20 protein-coding genes are annotated in these 22,291 nt (G+C 73.4%); 15 read left to right on the top strand and 5 right to left on the bottom strand.

From position 1 onward, the window contains the following. Nucleotides 1-52: 52 nt before the first annotated feature. The 3 genes from ACIRQ7_RS35045 (at nt 53) to ACIRQ7_RS35035 (ending at nt 2,204) form a co-directional block, all read left to right on the top strand. Nucleotides 53-898: a glutamate racemase gene (locus ACIRQ7_RS35045; RefSeq protein ID WP_404266571.1), complete on the top strand. Its 846-nt coding sequence runs from the start codon at nt 53-55 to the stop codon at nt 896-898. 96 nt (nt 899-994) lie between these two features. After that, a complete protein-coding gene (locus tag ACIRQ7_RS35040) occupies nt 995-1,612 on the top strand; it encodes a hypothetical protein (protein ID WP_401475476.1) in 618 nt (205 codons plus the stop codon). Between the two features lie 100 nt (nt 1,613-1,712). Then, a complete protein-coding gene (locus tag ACIRQ7_RS35035) occupies nt 1,713-2,204 on the top strand; it encodes an NUDIX hydrolase (protein ID WP_401475479.1) in 492 nt (163 codons plus the stop codon). Nucleotides 2,205-2,211: 7 nt separating this feature from the next. On the opposite strand, the gene ACIRQ7_RS35030 is transcribed toward ACIRQ7_RS35035, so the two are convergent. Continuing rightward, nucleotides 2,212-2,775 (bottom strand): hypothetical protein, encoded by a 564-nt coding sequence (locus tag ACIRQ7_RS35030; protein ID WP_404266570.1) that lies wholly within the window; start codon nt 2,773-2,775, stop codon nt 2,212-2,214. A 254-nt stretch (nt 2,776-3,029) separates the two neighbouring features. Between ACIRQ7_RS35030 and ACIRQ7_RS35025 the strand changes: the two genes are divergently transcribed. From ACIRQ7_RS35025 to ACIRQ7_RS35015, 3 genes are all read left to right on the top strand, one after another. Continuing rightward, nucleotides 3,030-3,824, top strand: coding sequence for a 3-hydroxybutyrate dehydrogenase (locus ACIRQ7_RS35025; protein WP_401475485.1), 795 nt, complete (start codon nt 3,030-3,032; stop codon nt 3,822-3,824). 82 nt (nt 3,825-3,906) lie between these two features. Further along, nucleotides 3,907-6,075 (top strand): helix-turn-helix domain-containing protein, encoded by a 2,169-nt coding sequence (locus ACIRQ7_RS35020; RefSeq protein ID WP_404266569.1) that lies wholly within the window; start codon nt 3,907-3,909, stop codon nt 6,073-6,075. A 203-nt stretch (nt 6,076-6,278) separates the two neighbouring features. After that, nucleotides 6,279-6,485: a CsbD family protein gene (locus tag ACIRQ7_RS35015; protein ID WP_404266568.1), complete on the top strand. Its 207-nt coding sequence runs from the start codon at nt 6,279-6,281 to the stop codon at nt 6,483-6,485. 152 nt (nt 6,486-6,637) lie between these two features. Here the strand turns inward: ACIRQ7_RS35015 and ACIRQ7_RS35010 are convergent, their stop codons facing one another. After that, on the bottom strand, nt 6,638-8,083 hold the full coding sequence (locus tag ACIRQ7_RS35010) for an MFS transporter (protein WP_404266567.1): 1,446 nt from the start codon (nt 8,081-8,083) through the stop codon (nt 6,638-6,640). A 265-nt stretch (nt 8,084-8,348) separates the two neighbouring features. Between ACIRQ7_RS35010 and ACIRQ7_RS35005 the strand changes: the two genes are divergently transcribed. The 5 genes from ACIRQ7_RS35005 (at nt 8,349) to ACIRQ7_RS34985 (ending at nt 13,685) form a co-directional block, all read left to right on the top strand. Beyond that, a complete protein-coding gene (locus ACIRQ7_RS35005; RefSeq protein ID WP_404266566.1) occupies nt 8,349-9,533 on the top strand; it encodes a CaiB/BaiF CoA transferase family protein in 1,185 nt (394 codons plus the stop codon). A gap of 39 nt (nt 9,534-9,572) precedes the next feature. Next, nucleotides 9,573-10,742 carry an acyl-CoA dehydrogenase family protein gene (locus tag ACIRQ7_RS35000; protein ID WP_404266565.1) on the top strand — a complete coding sequence of 390 codons (1,170 nt, stop codon included), beginning with the start codon at nt 9,573-9,575 and terminating at the stop codon, nt 10,740-10,742. Nucleotides 10,743-10,860: 118 nt separating this feature from the next. Further along, nucleotides 10,861-11,619, top strand: coding sequence for an IclR family transcriptional regulator (locus ACIRQ7_RS34995; protein WP_404266564.1), 759 nt, complete (start codon nt 10,861-10,863; stop codon nt 11,617-11,619). 120 nt (nt 11,620-11,739) lie between these two features. Continuing rightward, nucleotides 11,740-12,144 (top strand): STAS domain-containing protein, encoded by a 405-nt coding sequence (locus tag ACIRQ7_RS34990; protein WP_404266563.1) that lies wholly within the window; start codon nt 11,740-11,742, stop codon nt 12,142-12,144. Nucleotides 12,145-12,548: 404 nt separating this feature from the next. Further along, on the top strand, nt 12,549-13,685 hold the full coding sequence (locus ACIRQ7_RS34985; RefSeq protein ID WP_404266562.1) for a hypothetical protein: 1,137 nt from the start codon (nt 12,549-12,551) through the stop codon (nt 13,683-13,685). 3 nt (nt 13,686-13,688) lie between these two features. On the opposite strand, the gene ACIRQ7_RS34980 is transcribed toward ACIRQ7_RS34985, so the two are convergent. Further along, nucleotides 13,689-14,300, bottom strand: a complete 612-nt coding sequence (locus ACIRQ7_RS34980; RefSeq protein WP_404266561.1) for a TetR family transcriptional regulator C-terminal domain-containing protein — start codon at nt 14,298-14,300, stop codon at nt 13,689-13,691. A 156-nt stretch (nt 14,301-14,456) separates the two neighbouring features. On the opposite strand from ACIRQ7_RS34980, the gene ACIRQ7_RS34975 reads away from it, so the two are divergent. Both ACIRQ7_RS34975 and ACIRQ7_RS34970 read left to right on the top strand, forming a co-directional pair. Next, entirely contained in the window at nt 14,457-15,935 is a 1,479-nt protein-coding gene (locus ACIRQ7_RS34975; RefSeq protein WP_404266560.1) for a purine-cytosine permease family protein, read from the top strand. Nucleotides 15,936-16,003: 68 nt separating this feature from the next. After that, nucleotides 16,004-17,689, top strand: coding sequence for an amidohydrolase (locus tag ACIRQ7_RS34970; protein WP_404266559.1), 1,686 nt, complete (start codon nt 16,004-16,006; stop codon nt 17,687-17,689). A gap of 128 nt (nt 17,690-17,817) precedes the next feature. Here the strand turns inward: ACIRQ7_RS34970 and ACIRQ7_RS34965 are convergent, their stop codons facing one another. Continuing rightward, nucleotides 17,818-19,386, bottom strand: coding sequence for a DEAD/DEAH box helicase (locus ACIRQ7_RS34965; protein ID WP_404266558.1), 1,569 nt, complete (start codon nt 19,384-19,386; stop codon nt 17,818-17,820). A gap of 360 nt (nt 19,387-19,746) precedes the next feature. Beyond that, complete coding sequence (locus ACIRQ7_RS34960) at nt 19,747-19,950, bottom strand: cold-shock protein (RefSeq protein ID WP_037915390.1); 204 nt, start codon at nt 19,948-19,950, stop codon at nt 19,747-19,749. A 265-nt stretch (nt 19,951-20,215) separates the two neighbouring features. Here ACIRQ7_RS34960 and ACIRQ7_RS34955 point away from each other — a divergent pair, with 265 nt between their 5' ends. Both ACIRQ7_RS34955 and ACIRQ7_RS34950 read left to right on the top strand, forming a co-directional pair. After that, a complete protein-coding gene (locus ACIRQ7_RS34955; RefSeq protein ID WP_404266557.1) occupies nt 20,216-21,784 on the top strand; it encodes an ATP-dependent DNA ligase in 1,569 nt (522 codons plus the stop codon). A 21-nt stretch (nt 21,785-21,805) separates the two neighbouring features. Continuing rightward, on the top strand, nt 21,806-22,285 hold the full coding sequence (locus ACIRQ7_RS34950) for an NUDIX domain-containing protein (protein ID WP_404266556.1): 480 nt from the start codon (nt 21,806-21,808) through the stop codon (nt 22,283-22,285). The last annotated feature ends 6 nt before the right edge of the window (nt 22,286-22,291 follow it).

The raw sequence follows: 22,291 nt of genomic DNA, 5'->3' as shown, positions 1-22,291 counted from the left end.
TTTCCGCCGCCCGGTATGACAAGTCGGGCGCGCCGCTGAGTAAGGTGTCCGGGTGAAGATCGCGCTGATGGACTCAGGGATCGGGCTGCTCGCGGCAGCCGACGCCGTGCGACGACTGCGGCCGGACGCCGATCTGGTGCTCTCCTCCGACCCGGACAATCTGCCCTGGGGCCCGCGTACGGCACAGGACATCACCGCGCGCTCGCTCGCGGTCGCCCGCGCCGCGATGGCCCACAACCCCGAGGCGCTGATCGTCGCCTGCAACACCGCGTCGGTGCACGCGCTGACCGCGCTCCGCGCCGAGCTGGAGCCCGCCGTCCCGGTGATCGGCACGGTCCCGGCCATCAAGCCTGCGACGGCCGGCGGCGGCCCGGTCGCCATCTGGGCGACCCCGGCCACCACCGGCAGCCCCTATCAGCGGGACCTGATCGAACGCTTCGGCCACGGTGTGGACGTCACCGGCGTGCCGTGCCCCGGGCTCGCCGACGCCGTGCAGGAGGCCGACGTGACCGCGATCGACGCGGCCATCGCGGCGGCCGCGCACCTCACCCCGCGGGATGTCCGGACCGTCGTCCTGGGCTGCACCCACTACGAACTGGTCGGCGAACGCATCCGGGCCGCCCTGCAGCAGCCCGGCGCCCCGGCCCTCGTCCTGCACGGCTCCGCCGAGGCGGTCGCCGCCCAGGCGCTGCGCCGCATCGGAGCCGAGCCGGCCCCCGCCGCCGCCCCGACCGGCAGCCTGAGCGTCCTTCTCAGTGGCCTCCCCTCGGCGCTCCCGCCCGCCGCCCTGGCGTACGCGGAGGGCAGCCGCCTGCAGAAAGCGGCGGAGCGCGCCGGCGCCGATGTTCCGGTCGCCGGACACGCGTCCCAGGAGCCCGCCTCCGTGCTGCCCCGCTGAGACCTCCCACATGACGTCGGGCCGGGTGCTCGGCCGGTGACGCAGGCCTCGTCCGGTGCGCTGCCACAGCGTGCAAAGACGCGTACGCTGCGTCTCATGAGGGACCACCCCCACGAGGGGGCAGCCGCCCCCGGAGACCCCGACCGCTCCCGTCGCGTCGATCCCGCAGAGCTGCCCGTCAGCGGTGCCCATGCGGAGATTCCCGAGGTCTGGCACGGCAGCGCCACCAACCGCGTCCAGTGGCTGCTGGCCGCCATCGGCGCGGCCTGCCTGGCACTCGGCGTCGAGCTCGCCGTCGACAGCGCCTGGACATCGGGTCTCGCGCCCCTGGTGATGGCGGTGGTCGGCTGTGTCGCGGCCGGACTGCTGGTGCTGTTCGGCACGCTCGCCTTCGTCCATGTCGCGGTACGCGTCGACAAGGACTGCCTCGAAGTGCGGTGCGGCCATATAGGGGTGCCGCGCCGCCGCATCCCCCTCGACGAGGTCATCGGCGCCGATTTCGCGCCCCAGGTCACCCCGCGCCACTGGGGCGGCTGGGGCTACCGCTGGCGCCCCGAACAGGGCACCGCCGTCGTCGTACGCCGCGGCGAGGCGCTGGTGCTCCGACTGGGCGACGGGCGCACCTTCACCGTCACCGTCGACGACGCCGAGGGCGCGGTCCGCTGCATCCGCGGCCGGCTGGGACTGCGCAAGGGGAGTCCGGCCGGCGCGTGAGCGCCCCGGGACACCCGGCTCCGTACGCCCGGTCCGCCGTCCGGTGGGCCGGGTGCCCGCATGCCGGGGGCGGCCAGGACGGTCCTTTACGCTTCACTGCATGGCTACCCCCGACTTCATCCGTGACCTCCGGACCTCCATCGGCCACGAGCTGCTGTGGCTGCCGGGCGTGAGCGCGGTGGTCTTCGACGACCAGGGCCGGGTCCTGCTGGGCAAGCGGGCGGACACCGGCGGCTGGTCGGTGATCGGCGGCATCCCCGAGCCCGGCGAGCAGCCGGCCGAGACCGCGGTGCGCGAGGTCTACGAGGAGACCGCCGTGCGGGTCGTGCCCGAGAGCGTGGTGCTCGTCGAGACCATGCCGCCGACCCGTTACCCCAACGGCGATGTGTGCCAGTTCATGGATGTGACGCTGCGCTGCCGGGCGGTCGGCGGGGCGGCCCAGGTGAATGACGACGAGTCGCTGGCGGTGGCCTGGTTCGCCGTGGACGCCTTGCCGCAGCTGGACGATTACGCCCTCAGCCGCATCAAGCGGGCCCTGGAGTCCGGGCCGGCCTGGTTCCAGGGCCAGGGAGTGGACCCCCAGGAGAGCTGAGCGGCCGCTACAGCTCCTCCGTCGACGGTTCCTCCAAGGGGTCCGTGGGCTCGTCGGGGATGCTGGGGAGCTCGGACTCGTCCGGGGCGCCCGGTTCTTCGGACGGCGGCACGGAGCCCGGGGGTTCCTCGGTGTGCATCTCCAGGGTGTCCTTGCGGCAGGTGGTGATCCAGGTGCCGGTGGGGCCGCTCTCGTACTGGCAGAACCAGCCCCGTACGGCCAGTGTCCCCTCGGTCTCACCGCTCTGCTGCGGCGCCCGCAGGAAGAACTCCGACATCACGTCGTGGGCCTCTTCGCAGCCGACCGTGCCGCCCGACCCCGGGTCGGCGAACAGCGCGACGCTCCGGGAGTCGCCCAGTGCGTCGGGGATCTCGCCGCAGGCCACCGGCTGTCCGGGGACGCCCGGCGAGGAGCCCGGTGAGCTCGACCCGCCGGGCGGGGGCGACGCCGGGTCGGGGGCGCCGCCGGGCGACGAGGCGGCCGTCGTGAGGTCCGCGCCGGCCGGTCCACCCGAGCACCCCGCGGCGGCGAGGGCCAGCAGCACGGTCGGCATGGCGATGAGCCTCCGCATGATCGGACTCCCTTGAGCGGCGGTGCGCAGGCGGCACGCTGCGTCGTCTGGACGCTAGAAGCCGGGCGGTGGTGCGGCGATCCGGGGCGGCCGTTCGGGTGAAGCGGGCGGCGGCGGAGGAGGCGGGTGTCCGGCGGGCCGGCCGCGCCCGCGGACGGACACCGGCGCAGGCGTGCGGGGCCGCCACACCCGACACGCGAAGTGTGGTGCCGGGGCACATCGGTGCCGGTGCGGCCGCTGCCTAGGGTGCGGTCATGACCGTGATCGGCACCCCAGGCCAGGTATCCCTCGACCTCGACGGCCGCACCGCCCTCGTCACCGGCGCCGCGAGCGGCATCGGACGCGCCTGCGCCCTGCGGCTGGCCGCGGCCGGCGCCACGGTGCGCGCCGTCGACCGGGACGCGGCCGGCCTCACCTATCTCGCCGACGCGCACGCGGCGGACGCGCCCGGCGCCATCGAGCCGTATCCGCTGGACCTCGCCGATCTGGACGCGGCGGAGCGCGCCGCCGCGGGCAGCGACCTGCTGGTCAACAACGCGGGCATCCAACTGGTCCGGCCCATCGAGGAGTTCCCGCCGGAGGTGTTCCACGAGGTGCTGACCGTGATGCTGGAGGCACCGTTCCGGCTGCTGCGCGGCGCGCTGCCGCACATGTACGCGCGCGGCTGGGGCCGGATCGTCAACATCTCCTCGGTGCACGGACTGCGGGCGTCCCCCTTCAAGTCCGCCTACGTCGCCGCCAAGCACGGCCTGGAGGGCCTGTCGAAGACGGCCGCGCTGGAGGGCGCCCCGCACGGCGTGACGTCCAACTGCGTCAACCCCGGCTATGTCCGCACGCCGCTGGTCGAGCGGCAGATCGCCGACCAGGCCGCCGCGCACGGCATCCCGGAGGACCGGGTGCTGGCCGACCTGCTGCTCGCGGACTCCGCGGTCAAGCGGCTGATCGAACCGGAGGAGGTGGCCGAGGCCGTCGCCTACCTCTGCACCCCGCAGGCCTCGTTCGTCACCGGCACCTCGCTGGCTCTCGACGGGGGCTGGACGGCGCACTGAGCCCGGACCGGCCAACGGGAGCGACCGCGCGGACCCGCCCGAGGCTGGCGCGCCAGGAGGGGCCGGAGGTATCCCTGTGACCATGCCCACCGAACAGCCGGAACCCGAGCCCGCACGCCGCTCGCCGGACGACGACCCGGCCGAGACCCCGTTCCTCGACCTGCTGGCCACCGGCGCCTCCGCCGAGGAGTACGAACGGGCCGTGCTGCGCGCCCGTGCCGAGGGCGCGGCCGCCGCCCGGCTCGCCGCGCTGGAGCGGGCCAAGCTCCTCGCGCTGCGGGTGCGCACCGAGCTGGAGGGCCGGCGGCGGCGCGAGGCCGAGCTGTCCGCGCTCTACGCGACCGTCCACGACCTGGCCGGGCTGCGCGACCTCGACGCCGTACTGCGCGCGATCGTGCGCCGCGCCCGCTCCCTGCTCGGCACCGAGGTCGCCTATCTGACCCTCAACGACCCCGCTGCCGGTGACACCTATATGCGGGTCACCGACGGGTCGGTGTCCGCGCGGTTCCAGCAGTTGCGGCTCGGTATGGGGGAGGGGCTGGGCGGGCTCGTCGCGCAGACCGCCCGCCCCTACGTGACCGACAGCTACTTCCACGACGAGCGGTTCCGGCACACCCGCACCATCGACACCGGGGTCCTCGACGAGGGCCTGGTGGCGATCCTCGGCGTGCCGCTGCTGCTGGGCAGCGGTGTCATCGGCGTACTGTTCGCCGCCGACCGCCGCGAGCGGGTCTTCGAGCGCGGCCAGATCGCGCTGCTCGCCGCCCACGCGGCGCACGCGGCGGTCGCCATCGACACCGCCAACCTGCTGGCCGAGACGCGTAAGACCCTCACCGAGCTGGAGGCGGCGAACGAGATCATCCGCGACCGCAGTTCGGTCATGGAGCGGGCCTCGGACATCCACGACCGGCTGACCGAGCTGGTGCTGCGCGGCGGCGGGGTGCAGGACGTCGCGGACGCGGTGGCCGAAGTCCTGCGCGGCGACGTCGAGTTCACGGAACCCGAGCGGGCGCCGGCCGACGCGCTGGACCGCTCCCGCGCCGACGGGCACGCCGTACGGGACGGCGGCGACTGGGTCGCGGCGGTGTGGGCGGGCGGCGAGGTGCTGGGCGCCCTGGTGCTGCGGGGCCACCCGGCGCTGGACCCCGTCGACCAGCGGACCCTGGAGCGCGCCGCGATGGTCACCTCCCTGCTGCTGCTCGCCCGCAGAACCGAGGGCGAGGCCGAACAGCGGGTGCGGGGCGAGCTGCTGGACGACCTGCTGGATGCCGCCGACCGTGATCCACGGCTGCTGCGGGAGCGCGCGTCCCGGGTCGGCGCGAATCTGGACGCGCCCCATGTCGTCCTCGCCGCCCGCATCGACGGACCACCGGATGCGGCACGGCCGCACGGACCGGCGGCGGACGCGATACCGCCGCCGGAGGGCATACCGGCGCCGGACGATGCGCCCGCGGGCCCCGCCGACCCCGCCCCCGAGGCTCCTCCCGGCGGCGGACCGCCCGGCGCCCCCTCCGCCACTGCCCCGGCAGCGCCGGTACCTCCCGCGTACGCCCCCGGGGACCGCGGCACCGCCCACCCGACTGCCCGGATGACCGCCCACGCCGCCGGCGCCGACCGGCAGCGCCTCTGGTCGGCGGCCTCGCACCTCGCCGCGACCCGCCACGGACTGGCGGCCGTACGGGACGGCGGCGCGGTCCTGCTGCTGCCGCTGGGGCCCGGCGGCGACCCGGCGCAGGCGGCCCGCGAGGTCGCCGGACGCCTGGGCGCCGCCCTCCATGTGCCGGTCACGGTCGGCGCCTCGGCACCCGTCACGGCCCCGGCCGCCCGGCCCGCCGCCGTCGCGGACGGCTACGCGGAGGCCCGGCGCTGCCGGGAGGCGCTACGGGTCCTGGGGCGGGACGGCCAGGGCGCCGCCGCGGCGGACTTCGGCTTCCTGGGGCTGCTGCTCGCCGACACCCGCGATGTGGACGGCTTCGTCCACCGCACGCTCGGCGCGGTCGCCGACTACGACGCCCGCCGCGGCACCGAGCTGCTGCGCACCCTGAGCGCCTACTTCGCCGGCGGGATGAGCCCGGCCCGTACGAAGGACACCCTGCACGTCCATGTGAACACCGTCGCCCAGCGGCTCGAGCGGGTCGGGCGCCTGCTGGGGCCCGACTGGCAGTCGCCCGCCCGCGCCCTGGAGATCCAGCTGGCGCTGCGGCTGCACCAGCTGTCGTCGGCCGTGGCGCGCCCGCCGGAGGAGGCGTGAGGTACGGATGCAGGAGGGGTGCCGCCGGCGTGCGGCAGGGGACGAAGGCGCCGCACGCGTGACGGCAGATGCCGCCCGTCCGCCGCCGTGAGTCCCGCCGTGGCGGTGGCCGCGTACCGATGGCCGCCTCCGGGTGCGGTCCCCGCCGACCTGCGGCAGCGTGGTGCCGAACCTTCCACCCCCCACGGACAGAGGAGTTCGACATGGCTGACAGCAGCGGCATGAAGAAGATGAAGGGCAAGGCCAAGGAGGCGGCCGGCAAGGTCACCGGCAACGAGCGGATGCAGAGCGAGGGCCGTACGGACCAGGCCAAGGGCAAGGCCAAGGAAGCGATGGGCGACGCCAAGGACAAGGCCGCCGGCATGAAGGACTCCGCGAAGGGATCCATGAAGGGCAGGGGCAACTCCTGACCTCCGGGGGTGCCCGGCCCGGCGCCTGATGTCCGTCTCCCGGAGCGTCCCGGGGCCGCGGCACCCCCGCCATGGCACCGTGGCGTGTACCCCGGCTCCCCTCAGGGGCCCGCCGGGGCACACGCCATGTCCGTCCGGGCCGCCCCGACCGCTCAGGCCGTACGGGGCCCGCGGCCGGCCGGCCCCTCGCCGCTCTTCCCGACCGCGCCGCCGTCCGCCGGAGCGAGCCCGTCGACCGGCGCCATCAGCTCGGCTTCCGCCCGGCCCTCCACGCCGATCGTGCCGAGATCCCGGCTGCGGGTCTCCTTCGCCACCCCCACCGCGATCAGGGTGAGCACCGCGGCGACGATGACGTACAGGGCGATCGGGGCCGGGCTGTCGAAATCGGCGAGCAGGGCCGTCGCGATCAGCGGGGCGGGCGCGCCGGCCGCGACCGAGGCGAACTGGGCGCCGATCGAAGCACCCGAGTACCGCATCCGGGTCGCGAACATCTCGGCGAAGAACGCCGCCTGCGGCGCGTACATCGCGCCGTGGAAGATCAGCCCCACGCTCACCGCGAGCAGCAGCAGGCCGAAGTCCGTGGAGTCCACCAGCGCGAAGAACGGGAACGCCCAGGCGCCCACCCCGACCGCGCCCAGCAGATACACCGGCCGCCGCCCGACCCGGTCCGAGAGCGCGCCCCAGGCGGGAATGACCGCGAAGTGCAGGGCGGAGGCGATCAGCACCGCGTTGAGGGCGGTCTGTTGGGAGAGGCCGGTGTGCGAGGTGGCGTAGACGAGGACGAAGGCCGTGATGACGTAGTACGAGATGTTCTCGGCCATCCGGGCGCCCATCGCGATCAGTACGTCCCGCCAGTGGTGCTTCAGGACGGCGACCAGCGGCATCTTCTCCACCGTCGCGCCCTGTGCCCGCCGCGCCGCGGCGCGGGCCAGCGCGGCCTTGAACACCGGTGACTCGTCCACCGACAGCCGGATCCACAGGCCGACGACCACCAGGACACCGGAGAGCAGGAACGGCACCCGCCAGCCCCACGAGACGAACGCCGCGTCGGACAGCAGCGCGGTCAGCGCCGACAGCACCCCGGTGGCGAGCAACTGCCCCGCCGGAGCGCCGGTCTGCGGCCACGACGCCCAGAATCCGCGCCGCCGGGGGTCACCGTGCTCCGACACCAGCAGGACCGCGCCGCCCCACTCACCGCCCAGCGCGAACCCCTGCACCAGCCGCAGCAGCGTCAGCAGCACCGGCGCCGCCGTGCCGACCGTCGCGTGGGTGGGCAGCAGCCCGATCGCGAAGGTGGCGGTGCCCATCATCAGCAGGCTCAGGACGAGGAGCTTCTTGCGGCCCAGCCGGTCCCCGTAATGCCCGAAGACCAGCGCGCCGATGGGGCGGGCGGCGAAGCCGACGGCGTACGTCAGGAAGGCCAGCAGGGTGCCCACGAGCGGGTCGGATCCGGGGAAGAACAGCTTGTTGAAGACGAGCGCGGCGGCGGATCCGTAAAGGAAGAAGTCGTACCATTCCACGGTGGTGCCGATGAGACTGGCGGCGACGATGCGCTTCAGGCTCGCGGGCGCGGGCGGGGAGGTTGCGGGGGCGGCCATGGTCACCACTTCCGGACGGGCGGGACGGTTGACGTGTTGCCACACCGTAGAAACCCCCAGGTCAGGCGCACATGTGGCGGGACACCACACTTCCGCGCCCGACCATGCCCGCGGGCACCATGACGGGTGCGTCCTGGGGGCGCGCGGTCCTCATGAGGACCCATGATGGCTGGATGCGCGGAGCACGCGGGCCGCGCCCGTCCGCGCCCTGCCCGCGCGGGCTCCGAGCCGTTCCTGCCAGGTGTCCGTATGGAGGCTTCGTCGCATGTCCGAGCTGCCGCTCGCAGGTATCACCGTCGTCAGTGTCGAGCAGGCGGTCGCGGCGCCCTTCGCCACCCGCCAACTGGCAGACCTCGGCGCCCGGGTCATCAAGGTGGAGCGCCCCGGGGGAGGGGACTTCGCCCGCCGCTACGACACCGCCGTCCTCGGCGAGTCCAGCTACTTCGTGTGGCTCAACCGCTCCAAGGAGTCCCTGACCCTGGACCTCAAGTCGGCGCGGGGCCGTGAGGTGCTGGAACAACTCCTCAGTGGCGCCGACGTGTTCGTGCAGAATCTCGCGCCCGGCGCCGCGGCCCGGCTCGGGCTCGCGCCCGGGGAGCTGGCCACGCGCTTCCCGTCGCTGGTCCCGTGCTCGATCACCGGCTTCGGATCGACGGGGCCGTGGGCGGACCGCAAGGCGTACGACCTGCTGGTGCAGTGCCAGACCGGCCTGGTATCCCTGACGGGCACGCCGGAGGCGGGCGCCCGCGTCGGGGTGTCGGTCGCGGACATCGCCGCCGGGATGTACGCGTACACCGGGATCCTCACCGCGTTGTACACGCGCGCCACCACGGGGGCGGTACGGCCCGTGGAGGTGTCGCTCTTCGAGGCGCTGGCCGAGTGGATGAACCAGCCTGCCTACTACACCCGTTACAGCGGGGCCCAGCCGCAGCGCCTCGGCACCCAGCACGCCACGATCGCCCCCTACGGCGCCTTCGCCGCGGCCGACGGCAAGCAGGTGCTCTTCTCCGTCCAGAACGAGCGCGAGTGGGCCGCACTGTGTGAAGTGGCCTTTCAGCGGCCCGAGTTGGTGGACGACCCGCGGTTCGCCACGAGTTCGGCGCGGGTGGCGCATCGCGAGGAGGTGAACGAGGTGGTGGCCGCGTGGTGCGGGGGTCACAGCAGCGCGGAGCTGGCGCGGCTGCTGGACGCCGCGAACATCGCCAACGTCGGGGTCAACGACGTCCAGGAGTTCCTCGACCATCCGGTGCTGGAAGGCCGCGACCGCTGGCGCGAGGTCGGTACCCCCGGCGGCCCGGTCCCGGCGCTGCTGCCGCCCGCCGACCTCGGCGGCGTCACCCCGCGCATGGACCCCGTGCCGGCGGTCGGCGAACACACCGAGCGCATCCTCGCCGACTTGGGACGTACGCCCTCCGAGATCGAAGCCCTCAGGGCCGACGGCGTCATCTGACCCCTTCCCGCGTCCCCTTCTGTCCAAGGAGCCCCAGCTGTGAGCACTCTCGACATCCTGTCCGAGGACGAGCGGTCCATCGTCGGGACGGTCCGCGACTTCGTCGACAGGGACGTCCGGCCCGTGGTGCGGGAACTGGAGCACACGAACACCTATCCCGAAGCGCTGATCGAGCAGATGAAGGAGCTCGGCGTCTTCGGCCTGGCCGTGCCGGAGGAGTACGGCGGCACCCCGGTCTCCGTGCCCTGCTACGTGCTGGTGACCGAGGAGCTGGCCCGCGGCTGGATGAGCCTGGCCGGGGCGATGGGCGGGCACACCGTGGTCGCCAAACTGCTGCAGGACTTCGGTACCGAGGAGCAGAAGCGCGGCTATCTGCCGAAGATGGCCACCGGAGAGGTCCGGGCGACCATGGCACTGACCGAGCCCGGGGGCGGCTCCGACCTTCAGGCCATGCGCACGGTGGCCCGCCGGGACACCGACGGCGGGGGCTATGTGGTCAACGGGGCGAAGACCTGGATCACCAATTCCCGCCGTTCGCAGCTGATCGCCCTGTTGTGCAAGACGGACCCGGACGTCGTCCCCGCCCACAAGGGCATCTCGATCCTGCTGGTCGGGCACGGCACGGGCCTGACCGTCTCCCGCGATCTGCCGAAGCTCGGCTACAAGGGCGTGGAGAGCTGCGAGCTGTCCTTCGACGACTACCGCGCGCCGGCCGACGCCGTGCTCGGTGGTGTGGCGGGCAAGGGCTTCGCGCAGATGATGAAGGGCCTGGAGACGGGTCGGCTCCAGGTCGCCTCCCGGGCGCTGGGGGTGGGCCGTGCCGCTCTGGAGGACTCCCTGGCGTACGCCCAGGCGCGCGAGGCGTTCGGCAAGCCGATCTGGAAACACCAGTCGATCGGCAACTACCTCGCCGACATGGCCACCTCCCTGACCGCGGCCCGGCAGCTCACCCTGTACGCGGCCCGTGAGGCGCAGGCCGGACGGCGGGTCGACATGGAGGCGGGCATGGCCAAGCTGTTCGCCTCCGAGACGGCCATGCAGATCGCCCTCACCGCCGTCCGCGTCCATGGCGGTTACGGCTATTCGACCGAGTTCGATGTGGAGCGCTACTTCCGTGATGCCCCGCTGATGATCGTCGGCGAGGGCACCAACGAGATCCAGCGGAACGTGATCGCCGGCCAGCTGGTGGAGCGGGGCGGAATCGACTGAGGAGGACGGCGGTCGTCCTTGGCGCGCTGTCATCTGCCGGCCGCGGTCGGTGACCCCGCTCGACGGTGCCGCGCCGCCGCCGCTTGCCGTGCCCGTGCGACGGAGGCACGCTGGTGGTATGGGCGCTCAAGACGGCCCCACGCTCATCGCCTCAGTGCAGAAAGCATTCCGGTTGATGGAGAGCGTCGGGGCTCATGAGGGCGGTGCGACGGCCAAGCAGCTGGCACGCGAGACCGGGTTTGCGTTGGCCACGACCTACCACCTGCTGCGGACCATGACGTACGACGGCTACGTCCGCAAGCTCGACGACGGCTCCTACGTCCTCGGCGAGAAGCTGGGCACGTTGCACGGCGGCAGCCGCGATCAGGCGCGGCTCAACCGGGTCCGTCCGACGCTGGCCGCCCTGCGGGACGATCTGTCGGCCGCCGCGTATCTCACGTTCTACGAGGACGGCGAGATTCGCGTCGCGGAGATCCTGGACGGGCCCCGGGCGCCCCGGGTCGATCTCTGGGTGGGCTTCGAGGACGCCGGGCACGCGACGGCGCTGGGCAAGTGTGTGCTGCGCGAACTCGACGACAGCGGGCGCGCCGAATACCTCTCCCGTCACCATCTGTCCGACCTCACCCCCCGCACCGTCACGCACCCCTCCGAGCTGCTGCGACGGCTCGACGCCGCCCCCGACGTCCCGGCCGTCACCGACCTGGAGGAGTACTCCCTCGGCACGGTCTGCGTCGCGGTTCCGGTCTACCGCGGGAACACCCTCGGTTCCCTGGGCGTCTCCCTCCGTGCCGACCGCCCCTTCCGTATCGAGGACGCCGTGACCCGGCTGGTGGCCACCGCGGAGCGGGTGACCAGGGGACTCTCGCTCACTATCTGAAAACGCCAGTCTTGTGAGGCAGGCCCCCGAGCCGGTTATCTGAATACGGCAGGCATTCCGGGCATTCGGTGCGGCGCGGTCAGGCGTTTCGCAGAGGGCCGTGCACAGGAGGAGCAGAGGGTGCGTACGAAGATCGACACAAAACGCCGGGTGTCCATCGGCTGGCACGTGGCGAACGGCTGGACCGTCGTCGAGACCACCGGTGAGATCGACATCTCCACCGCCCCCACCATCGGCGCCGAGATCATCTCGCTTCTCGAAGAGGGTCACCGCCACTTCGTCCTGGATCTGAGCGCCACGACGTTCCTGGACTCCATGGGGCTCGGCATGATCGTCGCCGTCACCAAACGCCTCCAGGCCCATGAGGGATCGCTGCGTATCGCCTGTGCCGATCAGCGGCTCCTCAAGATCTTCACACTCGGCGGCCTCCGCAAGCCCTACGCCTTCCACGACTCGGCCGACGAGGCCGCCCGCGAGGCCCCTCGCCCCAACAGCCTGGAGCGCTGGCCCCACTCCCACGACTGAGGTTCCCGGCAGGGCGGACCGACTGCGCGGAGCGAGGCCGCGGAGCCAGGGGGGCGCCCCCGGCGGCGGCTCGGCCGAGCTGCCGCCGGGGGCGCTGACGTCGCTGCGGGCTGCGGGCTACGGGGCGCATGACTGGCGGGCAGTTCCCTGACGTGCCATGAGGTGCCATGCGCCGGGGCGAAGCCGGCGATGAAGGCCACGCGGTGACCGCGAAAGCCGGGTGGCACTCCCGGAGCCGCTGTCACAGTCCGTCCGGTGTCCGGGTGCTGGCTTGATCGTTGCCGTGCGGGGTGTCACCGGGTTTTGCGGCGGATGACCTGGAGAAGCGCACTGGACAGGGAAAACCGGCGGGATGGACAGCCGGTGTCCGGTCGCGTGGCCGGGCGCCGACGGACGGAGGCGCAGTGACGGACAAGGCCGACGGGTCCGACGAGACGGCAGGGCACCTGGGAATACCCCACGCACGGGCCGCACGGTCCGGACCGCCCTCGGGAGCGGGCCGCCGCGCGGTGCTCGCGGCCACGGCGGCGGCGGGCATCGGCCTGCTCGCCGCGTGCGGCAGGTCCTCCGCGCGCGCCGATCCCGCCCCCGGTGCCACGCCACCCGGCGGCGCATCCGGATCACCGTCCGGCAGCACGAAGCCGTCCGGCAGCGCACGGCCCTCCGGCACCGCGCACCCGAGCGGCGGCGCTTCGGGCTCGCCCGCCGCGCCGGGTGAGCCGTCCTCGAAACCGCCCAAGCGACGCCCCGAACTACCGCGCGGCGGACGGGAGTTGTTCCCCCGCTACCGCCTCGTCGGGTTCTGCGGGCTGCCCGGCGCCGTGGCGCTCGGCCGGCTCGGCACCGGGGACCTCGGCAAGCGTGCCGGTGACATCGAGAAGGTGGCACGCGCGTACGCGGCCGGACGCGAGCCGCTGCCCGTGCTCGAACTCCTCGCCGTGGTCGCGAACGCCTCGGCGGGCCCGGACGGCACCTACCGCTCGCGGACGCCGGACGACATCATCCGCCGCCACCACGACATGGCACGCAAGCACCGTGCGCTGCTGCTCCTGAACATCCAGCCGGGCCGGGCCAAGGTGCTCGACGAGGTCAAGGCGCTGCGTGACTGGCTGGTCCACCCCGATGTGGGGCTCGCGCTCGACCCGGAGTGGGAGATGGGCCCCGGCGAGGTGCCGGGCGACTCCTACGGCCACACCAGCGGCCAGGAGCTGACCGATGTCGCCCGCTACGTCGCGGAGTTGGTCGACGTGCACGACCTGCCGCAGAAGCCGGTGGTCTTCCATCAGGTCGCCGGCTCCGTGGTGCGGGATGAGTCCGCGCTGCGGCCGCAGCCCGGCGTGGCGCTGATCAAGAGCGCCGACGGCATCGGCTCGCCGGGTCTGAAGCGCGGCACCTGGAAGCAGCTGGTCAGGAAGCTGCCGGACGGCCTCCACACGGGCTTCAAGCTCTTCTACGAGGAGGACGCCGAAAGCAGCCGGCTGATGACGCCGAAGGAGGTACTGGCGCTGCGGCCGCAGCCGGAGTACGTGATGTACGAGTGACGGTCAGTCCCCGGCGGCCCTGATGACCAGCCGCTGTGCCGCCGAGCGGGCGGCGGCCAGCGCCCGCCGGCGGTCGGTGCCGCGCTGCCCGAGCACCACACGGGTGCTCAGCCCGTCCAGCAGCGCCAGGAGTTGGGAGGCGGCCGCCGGGGCGTCCAGGGGCGCGAACCGGCCGCGGTCCACGCCCCTGGTGAGCAGCGCCTCAAGGTCGTCCTGCCAGCCCTGGTCCATCTCCTCCTGGGCGCGCTGCAGGGACGCGTTCGACGGCGTACGGGCCCAGAGCTCGATCCACAGCATCCAGCGGGCGTCCCGGGGGCCGTGCGGCAGGTAGAGCTCCAGGAAGAGGTCGAGTGCCCGCTCGGCCGACAGCCGGCGGCGCAGCAGTGCGCGCCGTTCCTCGGCGAGCGCGGCCTCGCTCCACCGCAGGGCCTCCAGGAGCAGCAGGTCCTTGCTCCCGAAGTAGTACAGGATGTGGCCGCCGCTGGTGCCCAGCCGCTCGGCGAGGGCGGACATGGTGAGCGCGGCCAGGCCCCGCTCGGCGATGGCCGCCATCGCCTCCTCCAGCATCCGTTCCTGGGCGATGTGCCCGTCGCGCCGTCGTGCAGCCCCTGCCACCCGTGTCGCCTCCGCCGTTGTCCGTGCTCCGGCCCCCGACCCTATCCGCGGATTCCGGCAGGGGTCTTGACGGGTGGGGGAGTCGTCGCACATCTTGAATGCCGTTCTAAGAGTTAGAACGGCATTCAAGTCATGGATGGCGAAGGGCGGGGTGTGATGGCACAGCGGCAGCCGGACACGGACAGAGCCGGGGACACGGCCACGGAGACGACCGGCCCCCTCGGCGCGGCCACGGCGGGATCCGGCGCCCCGGCGCCCGGCGCCCCGGCGCCCGGCGACGAGGTCTTCCGGGTCGAGACACACGGCATCGATCCGATCCCCGACGACGAGCGGCACGGCAGCGCCAAGGATCTCTTCTGGCTCTGGTTCGGCTCCAACCTCACCTTCACCTACGTCATCAACGGCGCCCTCGCCGTCTCCTTCGGCCTGTCCTTCTGGCAGGCCACCGCCGTCGTCGTCCTCGGCGGCCTGGCCTTCTTCGCGATCAGCGCCGCCGGCCTGAGCGGCATCCGCACCGGCACCGCCACCCTGGTGATCTCCCGCGCCGCCTTCGGCGTCCGCGGCAACTGGCCCGCCGGAGTGCTCAACTGGGTCGTCAGCATCGGCTACACCATCGTGAACACGGTGGTCGGCACCCTCGCCCTCGAAGCGTTCTTCGCCGACCTCGGCTGGCACGGCGGCGACCTCACCCGTGCCCTCGCGCTGCTGGTCACCCTCGCCCTCACCTTCGCCGTGGCGATGTGGGGCCACGCCACGGTCCAGTTCGCCGAGCGCTGGATGGCCTACATCCTGGCCGTCGGCTTCGCCGCGCTGCTGGTCCTGGTCGTCCCCGGCACGGACACCCTCGCGCCCGCCTCCGGCCCCGGCGCCGCCGGCTGGAGCCTGGCCTTCGTCGTGATGCTGGCGGGACCCTTCTCGTACCTGCCGATGCCCGCCGACTACACCCGTTACCTGCCCCGGACGACCTCGCTGCGCGCCATCACCTGGAGCGGCGCCCTCGGCGGCTTCCTGTCCTCCGTCGGGCTCGGCGTCATCGGCGTGGCGGCCGCGACCCGTACGGACATGACCGACGCCGTGGCCGGCACCGAGCGGCTGCTGCCCGGCTGGTTCCAGCCCGTCTTCCTCGCCCTGGTCCTCGGCGGCTCGGTCACCAACTCGATCATCACGCTCTACTCGTCGAGCCTGAACCTCCAGGTCCTCGGCATCCCCTGGAACCGTTCCAAGGCCATCGTCATCAGCGCGGCCGTCACCGCCCTCGGCTCGCTCGGCGCGCTCTTCCTCACCGACTTCACCGACTCACTGCTCTCCTTCCTCTCCCTCCTGATCATCGTCTTCGCCCCCTGGGGCGGCGTTTTCCTGGCCGACATGCTGCTGCGCCGCTGCCGCTACGACACGGCGGCCCTGCACGCCGGGCGGGGCGGCGCCTACTGGTACCGCTCCGGCTACCGCCCCGCCGGCGTGGCCGCGCTGCTCGCCGGGATGACGTTCGCCGCCCTGACCTGCGACTCCGAGGTGTGGACCGGGCCGCTGGTGGCGCCCCTGGGCGGCGCCGACCTCACCCTTGCGGGCTCGCTCGTCGCCGGCCTCGTCCACTGGGCACTCGCCCGCCGCACGGATCCCGCCGCCACTCCCTGAGCCCCGCCCCCTCGCCGTCACCTGCGTACCACCCGTACCACCCGTACCACCCCAGGAGTTCACCCCTCATGTCCCGCGCCACCACCCCTGCCGCCCCGCACACCGCCGCCCCCGAGAGGCCCGCCGACCTGGTCCTCACCGGCGCCCGCATCCACACCGTCGACCCGGACCTCCCCGAGGCGCAGGCGCTCGCCGTACGCGACGGGCGGATCGTCTGGCTGGGTGCGGACGCCGGGGCCGCGTGCTGGACGGGCCCGGAGACCGACGTGATCGAAGGGCGCGGCCGGCTGGTGCTGCCCGGCTTCATCGACGCCCACAACCACGTCCGGCTGGGCTCCGACGACGCCTGCGTCCAGCTCGCCGGGGCCCGCAGCCTCCCGGACATCCACGCACGCATCCGCGCCTGGCACACCGCACACCCCGACGCGGCCTGGATCGAGGCCGAGGCCTTCGACTACTCGGCGATCCCGGACGGCCGGATGCCGCGCGCCGCCGACCTCGACCCGGCCACCGGCGACACCCCGGCCTTCGTCCTCAGCTACGACGTGCACACCGCGTGGCTGAACACCGCCGCGCTGCGCCGTCTCGGCATCGACCGCGACCACACGAGCCTGCCCTTCGGCGAGGCCGAGACCGACCCGGAAACCGGCGAACCCACCGGATTCGTCAAGGACTTCGCCGTCAAGGGCCTCTCCCGGGACGGCCATCGCGCGCTGCGGACCCTCGGCGTGCCCTGGGCCTCGACCGACCGCCAGTACGGCCGCCTGGCCAAGAGCCTCGACGACGCGATCCGCTTCGGCATCACCACCGTCGTCGAACCGCAGAACTCCCTCGACGATCTCGCCCTCTTCGAGCGCGCCCGCGCCGAGGGCCGCCTCAGGTCCCGGATCGTCGCCGCGCTCTTCCACCCGCGCGGCACCACCGACGCCGACCTCGACGACTTCGCGGCCGCCGCGCGGCGCTACACCGGCGACCGGCTCCGGGTCGGTCCCCTCAAGCTCTACATCGACGACGTCGTCGAGCCGCGCACGGCGGCTCTGCTGGAGCCGTACACCGGCTGCCGGCACCACCGGGGCGACACCTTCTACCCCGCCGAGGAGTTCGGCGATCTGCTCGCCGAGCTCGACGGCCGCGGCTTCCAGTGCTTCGTGCACGCCACCGGAGACCGGGGCATCCGCACCGTCCTGGAGGCCGTCGAGCACGCCCGTACGGTCAACGGGCCGCGCGACGCCCGCCATCAGGTGGTGCACGTCGAATGCCTGGATCCGCAGGACACCCCGCGCTTCGCCGAGCTGGGGGTGGTCGCCTGCATGCAGCCCCGGCACTGCGCCCCGGAGATCGCGGGACCGGGCCAGGACTGGGCCGAGAACGTCGGGGCCGACCGGTGGCACAAGGCCTGGCCGATGCGCAGCCTGCACGACGCCGGGGCGGTCCTCGCCTTCTCCAGCGACTGGAACGTCGCCGAGATGGACCCGATGATCGGCATCTACACCGCCGTCACCCGGCGGCCCCTGGGCGGCGGCGCACCCTGGCAGCCGGCCGAGACGGTGGACGTGGCGACCGCCGTGCACGCGTACACCATGGGCTCCGCCTACGCCAACTTCCTTGAGGGGGAACGCGGTTCGCTGACCGTCGGCAAGCTCGCCGACTTCGTCGTGCTCTCCCGGGACATCCTGCGCGCCGCCCCCGAGGACATCCCCCGAACCGTCGCGGACACCGTCGTCGTGGGCGGCGAGATCGTCCACACCGGCTGACCGTCCCCGGGCCCACCGACGACAGCAGCCCCCGGGGCCGGCGGAAAGAATCCGCTCGGCACCCGGGGGCTGCCGTGAAACCGGGAGGGTCAGCTCATGACGCCGTCATGAGTGACGTCCCCGCGTCGTCAGGACGTGGCGGCGTTGCGACGCGGCCCGGAACGGTCGCCGCCGCCCGAGGAGCGGCGGGCCTGCGCCGGGCGGCTGCGCCGGCCACGGGTCGAGGACGCGCTGCGCTTGGGGCGCTCGGTGACCGGCGCGGCGATGACCACCGGGACGCCGGACGGGGCCTGGGCACCCGTGATGCGGGTCAGTTCGGCGTCGCCCGAGCGGACCTGGGTGGTCTGCGGGGTGATGCCTGCGGTGGTCATCAGCCGGGTCATCTCGCGGCGCTGGTTGGGCAGCACCAGGGTCACCACGCTGCCGGACTCACCGGCGCGCGCGGTACGGCCGCCACGGTGCAGGTAGTCCTTGTGGTCGGTCGGCGGGTCGACGTTGACGACCAGGTCGAGGTTGTCGACGTGGATGCCACGCGCGGCGACGTTGGTGGCCACCAGCACGTTGACGTGGCCCGACTTGAACTGCGTCAGGGTGCGGTTGCGCTGCGGCTGCGACTTGCCACCGTGCAGGGCGGAGGCGCGGACACCGCTGGCGAGCAGGTCCTTGGTCAGCCGGTCCACGGCGTGCTTGGTGTCCAGGAACATGATCACCCGGCCGTCACGCGCCGCGATCTCGACCGTCGTCGCGTGCTTGTCCGTACCCTGGACGTGCAGGATGTGGTGCTCCATCGTCGTGACCGCGCCCTGCGAGGGGTCGACGGAGTGCACGACCGGGTCGTTCAGGAAGCGCCGGACCAGCTTGTCGACGTTACGGTCCAGGGTGGCCGAGAACAGCATCCGCTGGCCGTCCTCGCGCACCTGGTTCAGCAGCTCGGTGACCTGCGGCATGAAGCCCATGTCGGCCATCTGGTCGGCCTCGTCCAGGACCGTGATGCGCACCTCGTCCAGGCGGCAGTCACGGCGCTCGATGAGGTCCTTGAGCCGGCCCGGCGTGGCGACGACGACCTCGACACCGCCGCGCAGCGCACTGGCCTGCCGGCCGATCGACATACCGCCGACGACGGTGGCCATCCGCAGGTGCAGGGCCTGGGCGTAGGGGGTGAGCGCGTCGGTGACCTGCTGGGCCAGCTCGCGGGTGGGGACCAGGACCAGGGCGAGCGGCTGGCGCGGCTCGGCACGCTGTCCGGCCGTACGGGCCAGCATCGCCAGGCCGAAGGCGAGGGTCTTGCCGGAGCCGGTGCGGCCGCGGCCCAGGACGTCGCGGCCCGCGAGGGAGTTCGGCAGCGTCGCGGCCTGGATCGGGAACGGCTCGGTCACGCCGAGGCGGGCGAGCGTCGTCAACAGGGGCGCGGGCATGTCCAGTTCGGCGAACGTCTCCGCGGAGGGCAGCGCCGGGGTGATGCTCACCGGCAGCGCGAACTCGCCCTGCGGGGCGGCCTTGGGACGGCGCGAGCCGCCGCCGCCACCCTGCGAACGGAAACGGCCACCGGAGCCACCGGAGCCGGAGCCACCGCCGGAGCGGCCGGCGTAGCCACCGCCACCGGAACGCGAACCGGAGCCGGAGCCGGAACCACCGGAACGGCTGCCGGAGCCACCGGTGCGGGAGAAGCGGTCATTGGAACGAGTGGTGCGGTTCATGCGGAACCTTCCTCGATGCGGCGCGTATCGAGGGAGACCCGGCGACCTGAGCCGCACGGTGAATCGCAAGAACGAGCCGGATAAATGGAGACCGGGCAGAGCGGAAAATCCGTTGCCCACGGAGCCTCGAAAACAGTCGGCGCCAACCGGGAAAAAGCGGTGGAAAAGCCGGACCGTGGCAGCCGGAGCGCTGTGGAGCCGCGCTGCCGGCGGGGCAGCGGGACATCATTGGCCGCTGCCGGATGAGGCGTGGGGCCCGTCGTGCGGGGCGCGGGGGTCCTGGGGACCCCGCGGTGCCGTCCGACCGACGGGCGGGCCCCGCACCGTGAGGCGCGGGACCCGTCGTACTGCGGTCCCGGATCAGGCCGGGACGATGTTCTCCGCCTGGGGGCCCTTCTGGCCCTGGGTGACGTCGAAGCTGACCTTCTGGCCTTCCTGAAGCTCGCGGAAGCCCTGCGTGGCGATGTTCGAGTAGTGGGCGAAGACGTCAGCGCCGCCACCGTCCTGCTCGATGAAGCCGAAGCCCTTTTCCGCGTTGAACCACTTCACGGTGCCAGTCGCCATGTGAATCTCTTTCGATAGGGAGGTGCCAGGGTCCGCGTTGTGCGGACCCTGCGTCGCTGATGAGCCCATCCGGAGATGACCGGCAAACAAAAATGCGCCTGCGGGTCACTGCCCGTCAGGCGCACACAAAGTCATGGGTACCAAAACTGCAACTGATATGAACGTAGCACGGATCTTGCCGCAGTGGGGGGTGCCCGCCCGACGGAGCGCTCATTTCCGGCCTCCAAAGGGGCGCGGGCGGCGCCTCGCGGGGAGGATGGGCTGCATGTTGCTCGCCGAGCTGGCACGGGTGTCGGGGGAGGTCGCGACGACCGCCGCGCGGTCGCGGAAGACCGCGCTGCTGGCCGGGCTCTTCTCGGCCGCGGCGCCCGAGGACGTACCGGTCGTCATCCCCTACCTCGCCGGGCGGCTGCCGCAGGGCCGCATCGGCGTCGGCTGGAGCGTACTGCGCGAACCGGTCCCGGCGGCCCGTCAGGCCACGCTCACGGTGCGTGACGCCGACGCGGCGCTGACCGCGCTCGCCCAGGTCTCCGGCACGGGGGCGCAGGGCGAGCGCCGGCGGCTGGTGCGCGAGCTGCTGGCCGCGGCGACCGCGGACGAGCAGCGGTTCCTGGCCGGCCTGCTGACCGGTGAGGTGCGCCAGGGCGCGCTCGACGCCCTCGCCGTCGAGGGACTGGCTGCGGCGACCGGAGCACCCGCGCCGGACGTACGGCGGGCCGTGATGCTGGCCGGCGGTCTGCAGGACGTGGCCACGGCGCTGCTGAGCGAGGGCCCGGCCGCCCTGGCGGGCTTCCGGCTCACCGTCGGCCGGCCCGTCGGGCCGATGCTCGCGCACAGCGCCAAGTCCGTGGGCGAGGCCATCGACAAGCTGGGACCGTGCGCCGTGGAGCAGAAGCTCGACGGCATCCGGGTCCAGGTCCACCGCGACGGGCCCGACGTACGGATCTACACCCGCACCCTGGACGAGGTCACCGACCGGCTGCCCGAGGTCACCGCGGCCGCCCGCGGCCTTCCGGCGGACCGCTTCATCCTCGACGGCGAGGTGATCGCCCTGGGCGACGACGGCCGGCCGGTGCCGTTCCAGCGGGTCGCGGGCCGCTTCGGCTCGCGGGTGGACGTCGGCGCCGCCCAGGCCGCGCTGCCGCTGTCCCCGGTCTTCTTCGACGTGCTGTCCGTCGACGGCCGCGACCTGCTGGAGCTGCCCTGCCAGGAGCGGCACACCGAGCTGGCCCGCCTGGTCCCCGAGCCGCTGCGGGTGGCCCGCCGGGTGGTCACCGACCCGGCGGACCCCACGGCCCGCGCCGCCGCCGAGGACTTCTGGTCCGCGACCCTGCGGGCGGGCCACGAAGGTGTCGTGGTCAAGGCGCTGGACGCGCCGTACGGCGCCGGCCGCCGGGGCGCCGCGTGGCTGAAGGTGAAACCGGTGCACACCCTGGACCTGGTGGTGCTGGCGGCGGAGTGGGGACACGGCCGGCGCACCGGCAAGCTGTCCAACCTCCACCTGGGCGCGCGCGGCCCGGACGGCGGCTTCGTGATGCTGGGCAAGACCTTCAAGGGGCTCACCGACGCCACCCTCACCTGGCAGACGGAGCGGCTGCGCGCCCTCGCCGTGACGGAGACCGACCACGTCGTCACCGTACGGCCGGAACTCGTCGTGGAGATCGCCTACGACGGGCTCCAGACCTCCTCGCGCTATCCGGCCGGTGTGACCCTGCGCTTCGCCAGGGTGGTGCGCTACCGCGAGGACAAGACGGCGGCCGAGGCGGACACGGTGGCGACCGTCCTCGCCGCCGGCTCCGGCGACGGGCCCGACGAGCGGCCGGACGAGCGGTAGGACGGGAGAGAGGAGACGGCGATGGCGGGCAGGCGCAGTGCCGGGCTGTTGCTGTTCCGCCGCGCCGGGAGCGGCCACGAGGTGCTGCTCGGGCACATGGGCGGGCCGCTGTGGGCCCGCCGGGACGCGGCGGCGTGGTCGGTCCCCAAGGGCGAGTACGTCCCGCCGGAGGAGCCGCAGGACGCCGCCCGGCGGGAGTTCGAGGAGGAGCTCGGGCTCCCGGCCCCGGACGGCCGGTGGATCCCGCTGGGGGAGACCCGCCAGGCCGGCGGCAAGATCGTCACCGTCTGGGCCGTGCGGGCCGGTCTCGATCCGGCGGCGGTCGTCCCCGGCACCTTCCGCATGGAGTGGCCCCGGGGATCCGGTGTGACCCGCAGCTTCCCCGAGATCGACCGGGTGGCGTGGTTCCCGCCGGAGCAGGCCCGGGAGCGGCTGGTGGCGGGCCAGCGGGTGTTCCTGGAGCGGCTGGCCGACGCCGTCGACCACCCCGGCCCCGGCTGACCGGGG

Origin of the sequence: Streptomyces sp. NPDC101393, from assembly GCF_044767385.1 — a bacterium.
Classification (GTDB): domain Bacteria; phylum Actinomycetota; class Actinomycetes; order Streptomycetales; family Streptomycetaceae; genus Streptomyces.
Note: the sequence above shows the minus strand (reverse complement) of the source record. Positions and strands in the feature narration are given on the sequence as shown.